Annotated in this window: 15 protein-coding genes; 10 read left to right on the plus strand and 5 right to left on the minus strand. The window is 62.7% G+C overall.

The genetic code is table 11. The features are described 5' to 3' along the window. Positions 1-40: 40 nt before the first annotated feature. From KZX66_RS11985 to KZX66_RS11995, 3 genes are read left to right on the plus strand one after another with little or no spacing between them, the layout of a single operon-like run. Positions 41-1,645 carry a carboxyl transferase domain-containing protein gene (locus tag KZX66_RS11985; RefSeq protein ID WP_248079592.1) on the plus strand — a complete coding sequence of 535 codons (1,605 nt, stop codon included), beginning with the start codon at positions 41-43 and terminating at the stop codon, positions 1,643-1,645. Positions 1,646-1,660: 15 nt separating this feature from the next. Next, positions 1,661-2,467, plus strand: coding sequence for a gamma-carboxygeranoyl-CoA hydratase (locus tag KZX66_RS11990; RefSeq protein WP_248079594.1), 807 nt, complete (start codon positions 1,661-1,663; stop codon positions 2,465-2,467). Continuing rightward, on the plus strand, positions 2,464-4,389 hold the full coding sequence (locus tag KZX66_RS11995; RefSeq protein ID WP_248079596.1) for an acetyl/propionyl/methylcrotonyl-CoA carboxylase subunit alpha: 1,926 nt from the start codon (positions 2,464-2,466) through the stop codon (positions 4,387-4,389). The genes KZX66_RS11990 and KZX66_RS11995 overlap by 4 nt, the downstream gene beginning before the upstream one ends. Here KZX66_RS11995 and KZX66_RS12000 read toward each other — a convergent pair. Continuing rightward, on the minus strand, positions 4,386-5,021 hold the full coding sequence (locus KZX66_RS12000; protein ID WP_248079599.1) for a LexA family transcriptional regulator: 636 nt from the start codon (positions 5,019-5,021) through the stop codon (positions 4,386-4,388). The two genes, KZX66_RS11995 and KZX66_RS12000, sit on opposite strands and share 4 nt — an antisense overlap. Positions 5,022-5,152: 131 nt before the next feature. On the opposite strand from KZX66_RS12000, the gene KZX66_RS12005 reads away from it, so the two are divergent. Further along, positions 5,153-5,503 carry a DUF3077 domain-containing protein gene (locus tag KZX66_RS12005; protein ID WP_248079601.1) on the plus strand — a complete coding sequence of 117 codons (351 nt, stop codon included), beginning with the start codon at positions 5,153-5,155 and terminating at the stop codon, positions 5,501-5,503. Positions 5,504-5,958: 455 nt separating this feature from the next. Then, positions 5,959-7,110 (plus strand): M14-type cytosolic carboxypeptidase, encoded by a 1,152-nt coding sequence (locus KZX66_RS12010; protein ID WP_248079602.1) that lies wholly within the window; start codon positions 5,959-5,961, stop codon positions 7,108-7,110. Between the two features lie 21 nt (positions 7,111-7,131). Here KZX66_RS12010 and KZX66_RS12015 read toward each other — a convergent pair whose 3' ends face one another. Further along, a complete protein-coding gene (locus KZX66_RS12015; protein WP_248079604.1) occupies positions 7,132-7,671 on the minus strand; it encodes a cytochrome b in 540 nt (179 codons plus the stop codon). Beyond that, entirely contained in the window at positions 7,668-8,750 is a 1,083-nt protein-coding gene (locus KZX66_RS12020; protein WP_248079607.1) for a catalase family peroxidase, read from the minus strand. Before KZX66_RS12020 ends, KZX66_RS12015 begins: the two co-directional genes overlap by 4 nt. A gap of 170 nt (positions 8,751-8,920) precedes the next feature. Here KZX66_RS12020 and KZX66_RS12025 point away from each other — a divergent pair, with 170 nt between their 5' ends. The 4 genes from KZX66_RS12025 (at position 8,921) to KZX66_RS12040 (ending at position 12,731) form a co-directional block, all read left to right on the plus strand. Then, the gene (locus KZX66_RS12025; RefSeq protein ID WP_248079609.1) at positions 8,921-9,427 is read left to right on the plus strand and encodes a sigma-70 family RNA polymerase sigma factor; all 507 of its coding nucleotides are present in this window, start codon (positions 8,921-8,923) and stop codon (positions 9,425-9,427) included. After that, positions 9,424-10,161 (plus strand): anti-sigma factor, encoded by a 738-nt coding sequence (locus KZX66_RS12030; protein ID WP_248079610.1) that lies wholly within the window; start codon positions 9,424-9,426, stop codon positions 10,159-10,161. The genes KZX66_RS12025 and KZX66_RS12030 overlap by 4 nt, the downstream gene beginning before the upstream one ends. A 134-nt stretch (positions 10,162-10,295) precedes the next feature. Continuing rightward, positions 10,296-11,390 (plus strand): cell division protein ZapE, encoded by a 1,095-nt coding sequence (gene zapE, locus KZX66_RS12035; protein ID WP_248079613.1) that lies wholly within the window; start codon positions 10,296-10,298, stop codon positions 11,388-11,390. A gap of 39 nt (positions 11,391-11,429) precedes the next feature. Further along, a complete protein-coding gene (locus tag KZX66_RS12040; RefSeq protein WP_248079616.1) occupies positions 11,430-12,731 on the plus strand; it encodes a leucine-rich repeat-containing protein kinase family protein in 1,302 nt (433 codons plus the stop codon). A gap of 52 nt (positions 12,732-12,783) precedes the next feature. On the opposite strand, the gene KZX66_RS12045 is transcribed toward KZX66_RS12040, so the two are convergent. Then, a complete protein-coding gene (locus tag KZX66_RS12045; protein WP_248079618.1) occupies positions 12,784-13,491 on the minus strand; it encodes a YebC/PmpR family DNA-binding transcriptional regulator in 708 nt (235 codons plus the stop codon). Between the two features lie 140 nt (positions 13,492-13,631). Next, positions 13,632-14,486 (minus strand): LysR substrate-binding domain-containing protein, encoded by an 855-nt coding sequence (locus tag KZX66_RS12050; protein ID WP_248079620.1) that lies wholly within the window; start codon positions 14,484-14,486, stop codon positions 13,632-13,634. 112 nt (positions 14,487-14,598) lie between these two features. Here KZX66_RS12050 and KZX66_RS12055 point away from each other — a divergent pair, with 112 nt between their 5' ends. After that, a complete protein-coding gene (locus tag KZX66_RS12055; RefSeq protein ID WP_248079622.1) occupies positions 14,599-15,708 on the plus strand; it encodes a 2-aminoethylphosphonate--pyruvate transaminase in 1,110 nt (369 codons plus the stop codon). The last annotated feature ends 3 nt before the right edge of the window (positions 15,709-15,711 follow it).

Genomic DNA, 15,711 nt, shown 5'->3' on the forward strand with positions numbered 1-15,711 from the left:
AGCTCAAGGCTTGAAGCTTGTAGCGCTTACGGAGTAAGCCATGCCTTTACACACCCAACTCAACCCGCGCTCGGCGGAATTCGCCGCCAACAGCGCGGCGATGCGCCAACAGGTCGATGCCCTGCACACCCTGCTCGCTCACGTGCAGCAAGGTGGCGGTGCCAAGGCCCAGGAGCGGCATACCTCGCGGGGCAAACTGTTGCCGCGTGAGCGCATCAATCGCCTGCTCGATCCGGGCTCGCCGTTTCTTGAACTCAGCCAACTGGCCGCCCATCAGGTGTATGGCGAAGACGTGCCCGCTGCCGGCGTGATTGCCGGTATCGGTCGGGTGGAAGGCGTTGAATGCATGATCGTCGCCAACGACGCCACGGTGAAAGGCGGCTCTTATTACCCCCTCACCGTCAAAAAACACCTGCGCGCCCAGACCATCGCCGAGCAGAACCGCCTGCCGTGCATCTACCTGGTGGATTCCGGCGGCGCCAACCTGCCGCGTCAGGACGAAGTGTTCCCCGACCGTGAGCACTTCGGGCGGATCTTCTTCAACCAGGCCAACATGAGCGCCAAGGGCATCCCCCAGATCGCCGTGGTCATGGGCTCGTGCACCGCAGGCGGCGCCTATGTGCCGGCCATGGCCGACGAAGCGATCATGGTGCGCCAACAGGCCACTATCTTCCTTGCCGGCCCACCGCTGGTGAAGGCGGCGACCGGTGAAGTGGTCAGCGCCGAAGAACTGGGCGGCGCCGATGTGCACTGCAGGATCTCCGGCGTGGCCGACCACTACGCCGACAGCGATGAACACGCCCTGGCCCTGGCGCGGCGCAGCGTGGCCAACCTCAACTGGCGCAAGCAGGGTGAGTTGATGCAGCGCGTTCCGGTGCCACCGCTGTACAGCGCCGAAGAGTTATACGGCGTGATCCCGGCCGACGCCAAGCAGCCCTTCGATGTGCGCGAGGTCATCGCACGGCTGGTGGACGGTTCGGTGTTCGATGAGTTCAAGGCGCTGTTCGGCACCACCCTGGTGTGTGGCTTTGCGCACCTGCATGGCTACCCGATTGCGATCCTGGCCAACAACGGCATTTTGTTTGCCGAAGCGGCGCAGAAAGGCGCGCATTTTATCGAGCTGGCCTGCCAGCGTGGTATTCCGCTGCTGTTCCTGCAAAACATTACCGGTTTTATGGTCGGCCAGAAATACGAAGCCGGCGGCATCGCCAAGCACGGCGCCAAGCTGGTCACCGCCGTGGCCTGCGCCAAGGTGCCAAAGTTCACGGTGATCATCGGCGGCAGTTTCGGTGCCGGTAACTACGGCATGTGCGGTCGCGCCTATGATCCGCGCTTCTTATGGATGTGGCCCAACGCCCGCATCGGCGTGATGGGCGCCGAACAGGCCGCCGGCGTGCTGGTGCAGGTCAAGCGCGAGCAGGCCGAGCGAGCCGGTAACGCCTTCAGTGCCGAGGAAGAGGCAGCGATCAAACAGCCGATCCTTGAGCAGTATGAAACCCAGGGCCACCCCTACTATTCCAGCGCTCGCCTGTGGGACGACGGGGTGATCGACCCGCTGCAGACCCGTGATGTGCTGGCCCTGGCCCTGTCTGCCGCACTGAACGCCCCCATCGAGCCGAGCCGCTTCGGCGTGTTCCGCATGTAAACGGAGCTGTCCCCCATGAACGATTTCAACACCCTCGAACTGATCACCGACAGCCGTGGTTTTGCCACCCTGTGGCTCAGTCGTGAAGCCAAGAACAACGCCTTCAACGCCGAAATGATCCGTGAGCTGATCCTTGCCCTCGACCAGGTGCAAGGCGATGCGTCCCTGCGCTTTCTGGTGCTGCGAGGGCGCGGCAGGCACTTCAGCGCCGGTGCCGACCTGGCCTGGATGCAGCAATCGGCCGAGCTGGATTACCACACCAACCTCGACGACGCCCGTGAGCTGGCCGAGCTGATGTACAACCTGGCCAAGCTGAAAATTCCCACGCTGGCCGTCGTGCAAGGTGCCGCCTACGGTGGCGCATTGGGCCTGATCAGTTGCTGCGACATGGCCATCGGCGCCGATGACGCGCAGTTCTGTCTGTCGGAAGTACGCATCGGCCTGGCACCGGCAGTGATCAGCCCGTTCGTGGTGCAGGCCATCGGCGAACGTGCGGCGCGGCGCTATGCACTGACCGCCGAACGCTTCGGTGGCCAGCGTGCGCGGGAGATCGGCCTGCTGGCGGAGAGCTATCCAGCGAGCGAGTTGGACGCCCAGGTGGAACACTGGGCTGCCAATCTGTTGCAGAACAGTCCGGCGGCGATGCGCGCCAGTAAAGACCTGCTGCGCGAAGTCGGCAACGGAGCCCTCACACCGGCCCTGCGCCGCTACTGCGAAAATGCCATTGCGCGGATTCGGGTCAGTCCCGAAGGCCAGGAGGGCCTTAGAGCCTTCCTGCAAAAACGTACGCCCGGTTGGCAGTCGCAGGAGCCGCGTTCATGAGCACATTGAGTCGTGTACTGGTGGCCAACCGTGGCGAAATCGCCTGCCGCGTCATGCGCACCGCCAAGGCCATGGGCCTGACCACGGTGGCCGTGCACAGCGCCATTGACCGCGACGCGCGACACTGTCGCGAGGCGGATATCCGCGTCGACCTGGGTGGCAGCAAGGCCGCCGAGAGCTACCTGCAAATCGACAAAATCATCGCCGCCGCACAGGCCAGTGGCGCCCAGGCGATTCATCCAGGCTACGGCTTCCTGTCGGAAAACGCCGGGTTCGCACGTGCGATAGAAGCCGCCGGGTTGATTTTCCTCGGCCCACCTGCCTCGGCCATCGACGCCATGGGCAGCAAGTCTGCCGCCAAGGCCTTGATGGAGACCGCCGGTGTGCCCCTGGTGCCCGGTTATCACGGCGAGGCCCAGGACCTGGAAACTTTCCAGGAAGCCTGCACGCGTATCGGCTACCCGGTGCTGCTCAAGGCCACGGCCGGTGGCGGCGGCAAGGGTATGAAGGTGGTCGAGCACGTCGATCAACTCGCCGATGCCCTGGCTTCGGCGCAACGAGAGGCACTGTCGTCGTTTGGCAATGGGCAAATGCTGGTGGAAAAGTACCTGCTCAAGCCGCGCCATGTGGAGATCCAGGTGTTTGCCGATCAGCAGGGACATTGCCTGTACATCAATGAGCGCGATTGCTCGATTCAACGGCGCCATCAAAAGGTCGTCGAGGAAGCGCCGGCGCCGGGGTTGAGTGTTGAACAACGCAAGGCCATGGGTGAAGCCGCCGTGCGTGCGGCACAGGCGATCGGCTACGTGGGCGCGGGCACCGTGGAGTTTTTGCTGGACGCCCGCGGCGAATTTTTCTTCATGGAAATGAACACGCGGTTGCAGGTGGAACACCCGGTCACCGAGGCCATCACCGGTCTGGACCTGGTGGCCTGGCAGATTCGCGTGGCCCAGGGCGAAGCGCTGCCGATCACCCAGGAACAGGTGCCACTGATCGGCCATGCAATTGAAGTGCGCCTGTACGCCGAAGACCCCGCCCATGATTTCCTGCCCGCCACCGGGCACCTGACGGTGTACCGCGAACCCGCTGCCGGCCCGGGGCGCCGGGTGGACAGCGGGGTCGAGCAAGGCGACAGCGTCTCGCCCTTCTACGACCCGATGCTCGGCAAGCTGATTGCCTGGGGTGAGGACCGGGAACAGGCGCGGCTGCGCTTGCTGAGCATGCTCGATGAATTTGCCGTCGGCGGGCTGAAGACCAACCTGGGGTTCCTGCGGCGCATCGTCGGGCACCCGGCGTTTGCGGCCGCGCAACTGGATACCGGGTTTATCCCGCGTTATCAGGATGAGCTGCTGCCCGCGCCCGGTGAGTTGAGCGATAAGTTCTGGCAGGCGGCGGCTTCTGCATTTATGCAGAGCCTGCCGACAGGTGACGGGCCGTGGGCGGATACGCGTGGCTTTCGCGCGGGCCTGCCCGCCGAGGTGTCGCTGCACTTGAGTTGCAACGGGCAAGATCGAATGGTGACAGTGGCGGGTGATACCGCCCGGTTACACGGCGAACAGTTGTCGGTCGAGCACCAGGGCGTACGTCGATCACACCTGGCCGTGCGTCGCGAGGGCTCGGTGTTCTTGCGCTGGGACGGCGAGATGCACGGCGTGAGCCTGTTCGACCCGATCGCAGCGGTCGAGGCCAACCAGTCTCACCAGGGTGGTCTGACGGCCCCCATGAACGGCAGCATCGTCAGAGTGTTGGTGGAGGTGGGCCAGCCGGTCGACGCCGGCACGCAACTGGTGGTGCTGGAGGCGATGAAGATGGAACACAGCATTCGCGCGCCCCACGCCGGTGTGGTCAAGGCGCTGTTCTGCCAGGAAGGAGAAATGGTCGCCGAAGGTTGCGCGCTGGTCGAACTCGAAACGGCGGACTAGAACTTCGCCGTCGCCTGCACGGCAACGCCGAGGATGCGGCAATCATCGGTAAACAGTTGTTTCGGGTAAGTGGGGTTGAGCGGCACCAGATAAAGCTGGCCGCTCTCTTCCAGCAACTGGCGAAACGTTGCGTGAGCGCTGTTGGCCCATTGGGCAACCACCAGTTTGCCGGGTTCGGCAGTGATAGCCGGGTCCACCAGAATCATCATGCCCGCCGCAATGCTCAGGCCGCTGGGCGCGGTCATCGCATCGCCCGTCACCGGCAGCCAGAAGGCATCGCCTTGGGCGTGATAATCCGTCAGTTCAAAACGGGCGGCGCCATAGGCCGCGCGCTCTTCACGGATTTCGCACAGGCCCTTCCAGTCACTGACCGGGTAGCGATAGTACGGGTTGTAGTGAGTTGCCGGGGGCGATGCCTGAGAGGTCTTTTCGCGCACCTCCTGCACCACCTCCAGGTAGCCCAAGCCCAGTTCTTCCAGCACCCGGTTCATATCCGCCAGACTCGGCACGCGGCGCTTGTTGAGCCAATGCCCTACGCCGCCCTGGGACATGCCCAAGCGTTCAGCCAATTCACCCTGCGTGACCTTACGGTCCTTCATGTTGGCCTTGACCAACGCTATCCAGTTATCCATGGGGCACGACAATACTTCAGGGATTTTTCAGGGCAATAAACAGTTTGTAGTAATCCACGAAACGACATAAATACGATACGTACTATCATCAGGCAGAAGGTTTTCGATACCCACCCAGAGTAGCGCCCCTTATGACGACGAGCCCATGCCTCCTGCCTGACACCCCTGAAAACAACGACGTGCACGCGTTGTGCAGCAGCGGCGCTGCCAAACGCGCGTTGGACTTTTACTTGAAAGAAGAGATGTCGGCGTCAGCGTCGGACGAGATTTTTTTCACCCTCAAACCTGGCATCAGCCCGGAGGAAGCCCTGGTGCACGCCTCGGACCTGTTACGCAGCGCGGCGGCCACCGCCTACGAGTCAGCGAGCAGCCATCAGGGCAATCACCGCGACCTGGCATTTTCAGTGGTGTATTTGATTGATATGGCGAAGGCGATGGTGGAGCGGTCGTTGCAGACGACGCAGCATCAGGCGAGCGCCTGAGCAAAATATTTCTATCAGACAGATAAAAACATTTGACTTGCAAATGATAATGATTATTATTGGACCCAGCTGATCGCGAGATCAGTCGATAGACCAAGAGACCTTAGGTCGGACTCTTGGAATATCTCCTCATCAGGCTAATCACGGTTTTTGACCCGGCTCTTTGGCCGGGTCTTTTTTTTGCCAGTTTCCCTGGCATGGCTTCAGGCTAATGAAGACTGTGTGTTGCGTGATGGCGCGCATGGTAGCAAAAGACCATCGCTGAAAGAAGAGCAGTCGAGCGCTCTGCCCCGCATCTCCGGGAAATAGCACTTGAGAATCAATCTCATGGGTTCTAAGCTGCGGCGGCGTCATGGACGACGCCCCCTTCCCGCGTGCAACAATTTTGCGTCCAGCTGTTACTCGACTCCTGTGTAATATAGCCGCCACAACACTCATATTCAGGCAACCAGACTATGACCGTGGCCTTGACCTCCATCAAGATCAGTACCGACTTCGACAGCGGCAACATCCAGGTGCTCGACGCCAGCAATGCCTATCAGTTGCTGCTGGCCATCAAACCCGACACCCGCAGCCCGCATTTCCAATGGTTTCACTTCAAGGCCGAAGGCATGCATGTGGGCCACACCCATACCTTTCGCCTCAGCAACGCGGGCGGTTCTTCGTACAGCAACGCCTGGAGCGGCTACAAAGCAGTAGCGTCGTATGACCATATCAACTGGTTCCGAGTGCCGACGCTGTTTGACGGTGACATCCTGCACATCAGCCTCGAAACCCGCGAAAAACATGCCTGGTTAGCCTACTTCGAACCTTACAGCCGTGCGCGTCACGACTGGCTGATCGAACAGGCGCTCAAATACGCCGGCACCCAATTGCTGGCCACCGGCAAAAGTGTCGAAGGGCGTGATATCCAACTGCTGCGCCGTGGCAAGGGCGGCGAAGGCCGCCGCAACATCTGGATCATTGCCCAGCAACACCCCGGCGAGCACATGGCCGAGTGGTTTATGGAAGGCATCATCGAACGCCTGCAACAGGACGGCGATGCCGAGATGAAAAAGCTCCTGGCGGTAGCCGATCTGTACCTGGTGCCGAACATGAACCCCGACGGTGCCTTCCATGGCCACTTGCGCACCAACGCGGCGGGCCAGGACCTCAACCGCGCCTGGCAGAGCGCCAGCCAGGCCGTAAGTCCGGAAGTGCTGTTCGTGCAGCAGCAGATGGAACAGTACGGTGTCGACCTGTTCCTCGATATCCATGGCGACGAAGAAATCCCCTACGTGTTCGCCGCCGCCTGCGAGGGCAACCCTGGCTACACGCCGCGCATCGCCGCGCTGGAAACACACTTCCGCCGCCACTTGAGCGCCTTGACCCGCGACTTCCAGACCACTCACGGCTACACCCGCGACTTGCCGGGTGAAGCCAATATGACCCTGGCCTGCAACGCCGTCGGCCAGAAGTACGACTGCCTGTCCCTGACCCTGGAAATGCCGTTCAAGGACAACGACGACGCTCCCAACCTTAAAACCGGCTGGTCTGGTGAACGCTCCAGGCAGTTGGGCAAGGACGTGCTGAGTACCGTGGCCGATATCGTCAAGGTCCTGCGCTGACCGCCCTGCCCTCATCCGGCATCAGTCCTTGGTGCCGGTCATGCTCTGCAACACACCATCACGCCGAATCAAGCCATGGAACAAGGCCGCCGCCAGGTGCACCAGCACCGTGAAAAACAGCAGGTACGCCAAAAACCCATGGGCCTTGCGCAAGAGCGCAAACAACGGCGCGTCAGCAGCCACCAGGGCCGGCAACTGCACCGAGGAGCTGAGCATCACCGGGTCACCCGCGGCCGAAATCATCGCCCAGCCCAGTAACGGCAACACCAACATCAACCCGTAAAGCAGCACATGAGACGCCTTCGCCGCCAGCACTTGCCAGCGTGGCAAGTCGGCGGGCAACGGCGGCTGGCGCGTAGAAAAACGTACCACCAGACGCACGATCACCAACGCCAGAATCGCGATCCCCAGCGGCTTGTGCAGGTGGATCAGCCATTCATGCCGTTCAGACACTGACGCGGCCAGACCTGCGCCGATAAACAGCATGGCAATGATCATCAGTGCCATCAGCCAATGCAGCAGGCGCGCCAAGGGGGCGAAAAACCGTGGTTGAGCCTTCATGGCTTCGACTCCTGAGGGGCACGGTGCAACGGGCCGACTTCACCGGCGCGACGCAAATAGGAACTGGCATACGCCGCCGAACGGGCAGCCAGCAGCGGGTCATTGGAGGCTTCGATGCCGCTGGGCAGAATCAGCGGGTCGAAATTGATGTCTCGGCAATCACCGTCGGCCTGGGGCTGGCTGCTCTGCAGCACGAGGGTGCCGGCGTTCAGCACCTTGTGCTCCCCCGTCCAGGTCTTGCTCGCATCGTCGAGCGGGTCGCCGGGGTTGGCCAGGGTCATGTTCAACTGCCAACGCAGGGGCCCCGCCGCCAGGCGCTGCACCAAGTCCTTTTCCAGAAAGTCGGCGCCGGACGGTGCGGTGTCGCCCGCCGCATCCTGGCTCTGGGGCGCCACAGCCCAGCGCACGGCCTGGCGTTTGCCTTCGGCACTGACCAGATAGAACGCGTTGATGCCGTTATAGGTTTCGGTGGCATAGCTGGCCGACGGCTTGGCGGTCTTGACCCACGCCAGGAACGGCGCCGTTTCCGGATGCGCGGCAAAAAACGCCGGCATGCTCGCAGGGTTCGGCTTGCCGGTGGCCGGGTCCGGTGCGCCAGCCTTGAGCAACTGATAGAACGCCTCGGGCGTGCCCACCGGGAACACCGGCATGCTGTTCATCCCCGTACGCCATTGCTGGCCGTTTGCCTGGCTGAACTGCACGGCAAAACTGCGGATCGGCACGCTGCTGTCGGGCGCATACGGGTTACCGCTGGGCAAGGCAAACCGGCCGATCAACGGGGTTCTGGCCTCGCTGAACACCTGGGCGCTGGAATACCCACGGACCTCGGGGCTGCTTTCGAAGTAGCCCGCCACGCAGACACCTTTGGCATGGTTACGCCGAAAACCCGGATGCACGCCGTTGTTGGTCTCCAGCGCATTGACCAAAGTTTTAGGACGCAGGCGTTGTGGGTCGAGGGTACCGTTGACGTAGGCAAATGCCCCCGCCAAACCCGCGACCACGGCACCAATAACTGCAAGGCGCACAATCAGGCTCGTTGTACTGAGCGGGGGACGGGGCGGTGATGAGTGATCTACCATAAACAAACTCCAGGGCCACAGGCCTTAGGGGGTCAAACAGAAGGTCGGAGCATTGAGACGAACGCCGAACGCCCCTATTCCCTGGCCGCGGATTTATTTTCCAGGGTCTGGAATAACCTCCCGCGCCGGGCGTCTCTCTAGTCCCAGCGTAGTGACCAGCCAGATACCCCATGCATGAACTCGACGAGCCGTTACGTGAACTCATCCCCAGGCTGCGGCGTTTTGCCGTGTCCCTGACCCGTAACGCCAGCAGCGCCGATGACTTGGTGCAGGCCACTCTGGAACGGGCGATCACCCGCTGGGCCGACAAACGGCCGGAAGGTGATCTGCGGGCGTGGCTGTTCTCGATTCTTTACCGGCAGTTCCTTGATGCTCATCGGCGCACCCGGCGCTATGCGCGCATGCTGGAGTTCTTCACCGGCCGCGAGGACGCGCAACCCTCAGTGGAGCGCACGGTGATCGCCCAGTCGACCCTGCAAGCTTTCGATCAACTCAGCACCGAACAGCGCGCGTTGCTGCTGTGGGTGTCAGTGGAAGGCTTGAGCTACAAGGAAGTCGCGGAAATACTCGATGTACCGCTTGGCACCGTGATGTCACGCCTGTCCCGCGCGCGCCAAGCCTTGCGCCTACTCAGCGATGGCGAAATTACCAGCCCTTCTCTGCGGATACTCAAATGATCAGCCTGCCCCCCAGCGAACGCGACCTGCATGCTTATGTCGATCACCAACTCCTGGAGAGCGATCGGCGCATCCTCGAAACATGGCTGGCCGCCCACCCCGATGCGGCGGCTCAGGTGAGCGCCTGGCAGCAAGATGCCCAGTTGCTGCGCGCCTCATTGAGCGGCGCCCTGCACCAGCCGGCCAACCCAAACCTGGACCCGACGCGGGTTCGCCAGCGCCTCAAGCACCAATCGCGTCGTCACGTCGCCAGCGCGGCGGTGCTGCTGATTGCCGTGAGCCTGGGCGGCGTCGGCGGCTGGCATGCACGCCAAGCCACGCAACCACCGATGCTGCCGATGGCCGATGCAATGCAAGCGTTCCGCCTGTTCGCCCAGGACGGCATCATGCCCGCCGATTACAACGCCCAGGACAGCGGCACCATGCAGGCCTGGCTCGACCGCTACTTCAAGCAGGCCCGCCGCCTGCCGGACTTGAGCCAAGCAGGCTTCAAGCCGGTCAGCGGGCGTCTGCTCACCACCGATCAAGGCGCCGCCGCCATGGTGCTCTATGAAGATCCGCAAGGGCGGCGCATCAGCTTCTACATCCGCCCACCGGGTCCGGACAACGGTTTTCTGCCCCGTGGCGAGCGCACGGCCGATGGCTTGCAGGCGCGCTATTGGTCCGCAGACGGCTACAACTATGCGGTGGTCGGTCCTGTGAACCAGGCGTCTGCATCGATGCTCACGTTTTAGAAACTGCAGCGAGCACCACGGCAAGGGCCGGCGCCCCATGACTGTTCGAGATCGCCGGCGGCGCCCTTCTCTATTGGTCAAATCATGACAGGCGACCTAAAGTAAGCGACCACCGCACCACAGAGTGACTTCCATTGGCCGTGTTTCCCCTGATCCGTCGCTTGCTCGGCAAACAAACCGCTCCACACGACGACTCGCCGATCCAGATGTTCTTTCAGCGCAAGGCCCGGCAACAGGGTTACACCCTCAGTGCGGGCCAAGCCGCGGCAATCGCCGCCATGGCGCGCGAGGCCCGACACCTGCTCACCGGTCAACCCATCCGCAGCCTGTATTTGCATGGTCCGGTGGGGCGCGGCAAAAGCTGGCTGCTCGACGGTTTCTTCCAGGCGTTGCCCATGGCCGAGAAACAACGGGTGCACTTCCACGGTTTTTTCGCGCGGTTGCACCGGGGGATGTTCAAGCACCAGGCCGCGGACGATGCGCTGGCCGTGACCCTCGATGAGCTGCTCGCGGGCTGCCGGGTGCTGTGTTTCGATGAGTTCCACGTGCACGATATCGGCGATGCCATGCTGATCATGCGGCTGTTCAAGGCACTGTTCCAGCGCGGCGTGCTGGTGCTGGTCACCTCCAACTACCCGCCGGAAGGCCTGCTGCCCAACCCGCTGTACCACGAACGCTTCAAGCCGGTGATCGACTTGATCGCGGCGCGCATGGACGTGCTGGAAGTCAGCTCGCCCCAGGACTTTCGCAGCCTGCCCCAGGCCCATGCCGCGCAACGCTTTACCAGCGGACACTACCTGTGGCCGGGCAGCGCGGACCAGCGTGCGGCACTAGGGCTGCCCGCCATGGACGTCGCAGCGCTCACCCTGGCCGTGGGCAATCGGCAGTTGATCTGCCGCTACCATCAGGCGCGCACTGTGGCCTTCACGTTCAGCGACCTGTGCGAGCAACTCACCGCCGTCATGGACTACCTGCTGCTGTGCGAGGAGTTCGACCATTGGATCATCGACGGCCTGCCGCACCTGGCAGAGTGCCCAATTGCGGTACAGCAACGTTTTATCAACCTGGTGGACGTGCTCTACGACAAGGACAAGCGCCTGACGCTGATCGGTGAACAACCGCTGGCACTGGCGATGAGCGGCGAGGCCATCGACCTCGCGCGCACCGTCAGCCGGCTGAACCAATTGCAACACACCACCCCGCAACCGACGCCCGACCCGGTATCATGAGCGCCTTTTTACGCCCCTAGCCGAGTGATCGCGCCGTTCATGCATACCCTTGCCCAACTCAAGGCCGGCCAATTGGCCGGCATCACGCGCCTGGACCTGTCCTGCGGGCTCACCGAGTTTCCCCGGGAAATCTTCGAACTGGCCGACTCCCTGGAAATCCTCAACCTCAGCGGCAATGCCCTGAACAGCCTGCCCGACGACCTGCACCGCCTGCCGCACTTGCGCGTACTGTTCTGCTCCGACAACGCCTTTACCGAACTGCCGGCGTGCCTGGGGCAGTGCGCGCAGTTGAGCATGATCGGCTTCAAGGCCAACCGCATCAGTCACGTGCCCGCCGCCGCCCTGCCGCCGTTGCTGCGTTGGTTGATCCTCACCGACAACTGCATCAGCCAATTGCCCAGCGAATTGGGCCAGCGTCCACGCCTGCAAAAACTGATGCTGGCCGGCAACCAACTGACGGTGCTGCCGCAGAGCCTGGCCCAGTGTCACAACCTTGAATTGCTGCGCATCGCCGCCAACCGTTTCACCCACCTGCCGGCGTGGCTGCTGGCGCTGCCGAACCTGACGTGGCTGGCCTATGCCGGTAACCCGGTGGAAATGGCGGTCGAGGTGGCGGCGAACGACACAACGCCGAATATTTCCTGGGCGGAACTGGAACTGGCCGAAGTGCTGGGCGAAGGTGCCTCGGGAGTCATTCACAAGGCGCTTTGGACACCACAAGCATTGCCCGTCGCCGTCAAGCTCTACAAAGGCACCATCACCAGCGACGGCTCGCCGCTGCACGAGATGCATGCCTGCATCGCAGCAGGCTTGCACCCCAACCTGATCAACGTCCAGGGCCGCGTCGTTGGCCACCCCGATGGCCAGGCGGCCTTGGTGATGGACCTGATCGACCCCAGCTACCGCAACCTCGCGGCCCTGCCCAGTCTGGCCTCGTGCAGCCGCGACATCTACGAGCCCACTGCGCGTTTCAGCGCACAAGTGGCCTTGCGCATGGCCAGGGGGATCGCCTCGGTGGCCGCGCACTTACACCGGCGCGGCATCACCCATGGCGACCTGTACGGCCACAATATTCTGTGGAATGAAGTGGGCGATTGCCTGTTGGGGGACTTCGGCGCGGCGTCGTTCCACGCCTTGGCGGACACCACTGAAACCCGGGCATTGCAGCGTATTGAAGTGCGGGCGTTCGGGGTGTTGTTGGGGGAGTTGCTGGAACGTGTTGAGGCGCCGGTGAGCGACGCACTGGTCGCGCTGCAGACACGCTGCTGTCAACCCGATGTGCTGGCGCGACCAGGGTTCGACGAAATCGAAAACCTCCTGAACGCTGTGCAACAGGACTGACACGATGGGGGGAGCGTGCCCGTTCCCCCCATCGGGCCTAGTCAGTGATCCATCAGCCGGCCAGGCCGACGAACATATCCTGAACGTCGTCATGGTTGTCCAGGCCTTCCAGGAAGGCTTCGACTTCAGCCATCTGCTCATCGGTCAAACCGCTGACCGGGTTTTTCGCGATGTAGCCCAGCTTGGCCGACAGCACGGTGAAGCCTTGCTCCGGCAGTGCTTTCTGTACCGCGTCCAGGTCGGTGGTTTCGGTGATGAACAGGCTGGTGCCTTCTTCTTCACCTTCTTCGAAATCCTGGGCGCCGGCTTCGATGGCAGCCATTTCCGGGTCCGCGTCCGGGGTGTCCGGCGAGGCTTCGATCAGGCCGACGTGGTTGAAGTCCCAGGCGACGGAACCGGAGGCACCCAGTTGGCCCTTGCGGAACGCCACGCGAATTTCCGCCACGGTCCGGTTGATGTTGTCGGTCACGCACTCAACGATCAGCGGCACCTGGTGCGGGGCAAAGCCTTCGTAGGTCACGCGGTGGTACTGCACGGTCTCACCGAGCAGACCGGCGCCCTTCTTGATCGCGCGTTCCAGGGTTTCCTTGGGCATCGAGGCCTTTTTGGCCTGTTCCACCACCAGACGCAAGTGGGCGTTGGTCGCGGTGTCGGCGCCGTTGCGGGCGGCGATGGTGATTTCTTTCACCAGCTTGCCGAAGATCTTGCCCTTGGCATTGGATGCCGCTTCTTTATGTTTGACTTTCCACTGTGCGCCCATGACTCACTCTCTAATATCCATAGCGCCGAGACGTCTACTGGCCGGCGCTTTGGGGGCAGAGTTTATAGCGCAAAAACACTCTAATCCACCAAAAAACCGGCCAGCCGCGCCACGCCCGCAAGGGGTCGCCGGTGACGCCATCAGGCCAACTCGAAGAACGCCTGAATCAAGCGCAGTGAACGCCGCCGCTCCAGGCAGCCGAGCAGATGCCGGTTCAGCAACCCATCGCCCTGGATCGGCAGCGCTTGCACACGCGGGTCCTGGCTGAGCTCCATCGACGACACCACGCCGACCCCCAATTGCGCGGCAACCGCTTCGGTCACCGCCTCGCGGCTGTCCAACTCCAAGAGCACCCTGGGCTGCACACCGGCCACCAGACAAGCGTTATCAAAGGTGCGCCGGGTGATCGAACCGGGCTCGCGCAGCACCATGATCACGTCGTTGAGCTGATCCAGGCTGATGCCCTCGCCCCACTGCGCCCACGCATGGTCAGCGGGTACCAGGGCACAGAGCCGCGACTCACCCAACGCCTGCAAATGCAGGCCATTGCGCGGTTCCACCTCCGTGAGTACCGCCACATCCGCATGCTCGGACAACAAGGCCGCCAGGGTTTCCTGGGCATTACCCAGTCGCAGGTTGACGGTAATGCCTGGGTAGCGCGCGCGCAGGCTGGCAATCATCGGCATGACCAGGTGCGGGCCGTCCGCCGCCACTTCCAGACGCCCGGTGAGCAGTTGCCGGTTGGCTTCGAGCAGGGTCTGCGCCTCGTCCACCAGGCCAAAAATCGCGCGGGTGATCGCCGCCAGCCGAGCGCCTTCCTCGGTCAACTCCACACGCCGTGCGGTACGCCGCAACAACGGGATCTGGTAGTGCTCCTCCAGGGCCTTGATATGCCCGGTCACCGCCGGCTGGCTGATAAACAGACGCGCGGCGGCGCGAGTAAAGCTGCCCTCACGGGCCACCGCATCGAATGCGCGTAATTGGAACAGGTTCATAGCTATCGGCCTCACTGATAGCTCGCATAACAACAAACAATTTGATTGATAACAAGCCAAACTGCAATTTAAGCGCCGTAGCTTCACCCCCGATACCTTGCAAGGAACTGAAATGACCCCTGCCGCGCCGACCCTGCTGACCCCAGGCCCCCTGACCACGTCCAACCGCACCCGTCAGGCAATGATGGCGGACTGGGGGTCGTGGGATGACCGTTTCAACCGGCTCACCGCCAACGTCTGCGAACAGTTGCTGGCGATCCTGCACGGCGCCGACAGCCACCACTGCGTGCCTTTGCAGGGCAGCGGCACGTTCGCCGTCGAAGCGGCCATCGGCACCCTGGTCCCCCGCGATGGCAAGGTGCTGGTGCTGATCAACGGCGCCTACGGTAAGCGCCTGGCGAAGATCTGCCACGTGCTGGGTCGCGCGTTCAGCACCTTTGAAACCGCCGAAGACCAGCCCACCACTGCCGCCGACGTCGATCGCCTGCTGCACGCCGACCCGGCGATCAGCCATGTCGCGTTGATCCATTGCGAAACCAGTACCGGGATCCTTAACCCCTTGCCGCACATCGCCCATGTGGTGAAAAACCACGGAAAGCGCCTGATCATCGACGCGATGAGCTCCTTCGGCGCGCTGCCGATCGATGCCCGCCAAGTGCCGTTCGACGCGCTGATCGCCGCCTCGGGCAAGTGCCTGGAAGGCGTACCGGGCATGGGTTTCGTCTTCGCCGACAAACAGGCGCTGGCCGCCGCCCAAGGCAACTGTCATTCCCTGGCGATGGACCTGTTCGACCAGCACAGCTATATGGCCCGGACCGGCCAATGGCGTTTCACTCCGCCCACCCATGTAGTCGCGGCCCTGCACGAAGCGCTGCTGCAATACGCCGAGGAAGGCGGCCTGCCCGCACGCCATCAACGCTATGCCGACAACTGCCAGGCACTGCTGCACGGCATGGCCGAACTGGGCCTGCGCAGTTTCCTGCCGGCGGCGATCCAGGCTCCGATCATCGTCACCTTCCACGCACCACAGGACCCGCGCTACCAGTTCAAGGACTTCTACGAACGGGTCAAGGCCAAGGGATTCATTTTGTATCCAGGCAAATTGACCGAGGTGGACACCTTCCGCGTCGGCTGCATCGGCCATGTCGACGCCAACGGGATGCAGGCCGCAGTGACGGCCATCGGCCAAGTGCTGCAAGAGATGGACGTGCTGAACGTTTGACCG

It is taken from the genome of Pseudomonas sp. EYE_354, from assembly GCF_023148575.1.
Classification (GTDB): domain Bacteria; phylum Pseudomonadota; class Gammaproteobacteria; order Pseudomonadales; family Pseudomonadaceae; genus Aquipseudomonas.

Excerpts from the sequence above, each read along its gene's own strand:
- KZX66_RS12020 (WP_248079607.1), bottom strand. The coding sequence starts at position 8,750 with ATGGTAGATCACTCATCACCGCCCCGTCCCCCGCTCAGTACAACGAGC.
- KZX66_RS12050 (WP_248079620.1), bottom strand. The coding sequence starts at position 14,486 with ATGAACCTGTTCCAATTACGCGCATTCGATGCGGTGGCCCGTGAGGGC.
- KZX66_RS11995 (WP_248079596.1), top strand. The coding sequence starts at position 2,464 with ATGAGCACATTGAGTCGTGTACTGGTGGCCAACCGTGGCGAAATCGCC.
- KZX66_RS12045 (WP_248079618.1), bottom strand. The coding sequence starts at position 13,491 with ATGGGCGCACAGTGGAAAGTCAAACATAAAGAAGCGGCATCCAATGCC.
- KZX66_RS12025 (WP_248079609.1), top strand. The coding sequence starts at position 8,921 with ATGCATGAACTCGACGAGCCGTTACGTGAACTCATCCCCAGGCTGCGG.
- KZX66_RS12005 (WP_248079601.1), top strand. The coding sequence starts at position 5,153 with ATGACGACGAGCCCATGCCTCCTGCCTGACACCCCTGAAAACAACGAC.
- KZX66_RS12040 (WP_248079616.1), top strand. The coding sequence starts at position 11,430 with ATGCATACCCTTGCCCAACTCAAGGCCGGCCAATTGGCCGGCATCACG.
- KZX66_RS11985 (WP_248079592.1), top strand. The coding sequence starts at position 41 with ATGCCTTTACACACCCAACTCAACCCGCGCTCGGCGGAATTCGCCGCC.
- KZX66_RS12055 (WP_248079622.1), top strand. The coding sequence starts at position 14,599 with ATGACCCCTGCCGCGCCGACCCTGCTGACCCCAGGCCCCCTGACCACG.
- KZX66_RS12030 (WP_248079610.1), top strand. The coding sequence starts at position 9,424 with ATGATCAGCCTGCCCCCCAGCGAACGCGACCTGCATGCTTATGTCGAT.
- KZX66_RS12015 (WP_248079604.1), bottom strand. The coding sequence starts at position 7,671 with ATGAAGGCTCAACCACGGTTTTTCGCCCCCTTGGCGCGCCTGCTGCAT.
- KZX66_RS12010 (WP_248079602.1), top strand. The coding sequence starts at position 5,959 with ATGACCGTGGCCTTGACCTCCATCAAGATCAGTACCGACTTCGACAGC.
- KZX66_RS12000 (WP_248079599.1), bottom strand. The coding sequence starts at position 5,021 with ATGGATAACTGGATAGCGTTGGTCAAGGCCAACATGAAGGACCGTAAG.
- KZX66_RS11990 (WP_248079594.1), top strand. The coding sequence starts at position 1,661 with ATGAACGATTTCAACACCCTCGAACTGATCACCGACAGCCGTGGTTTT.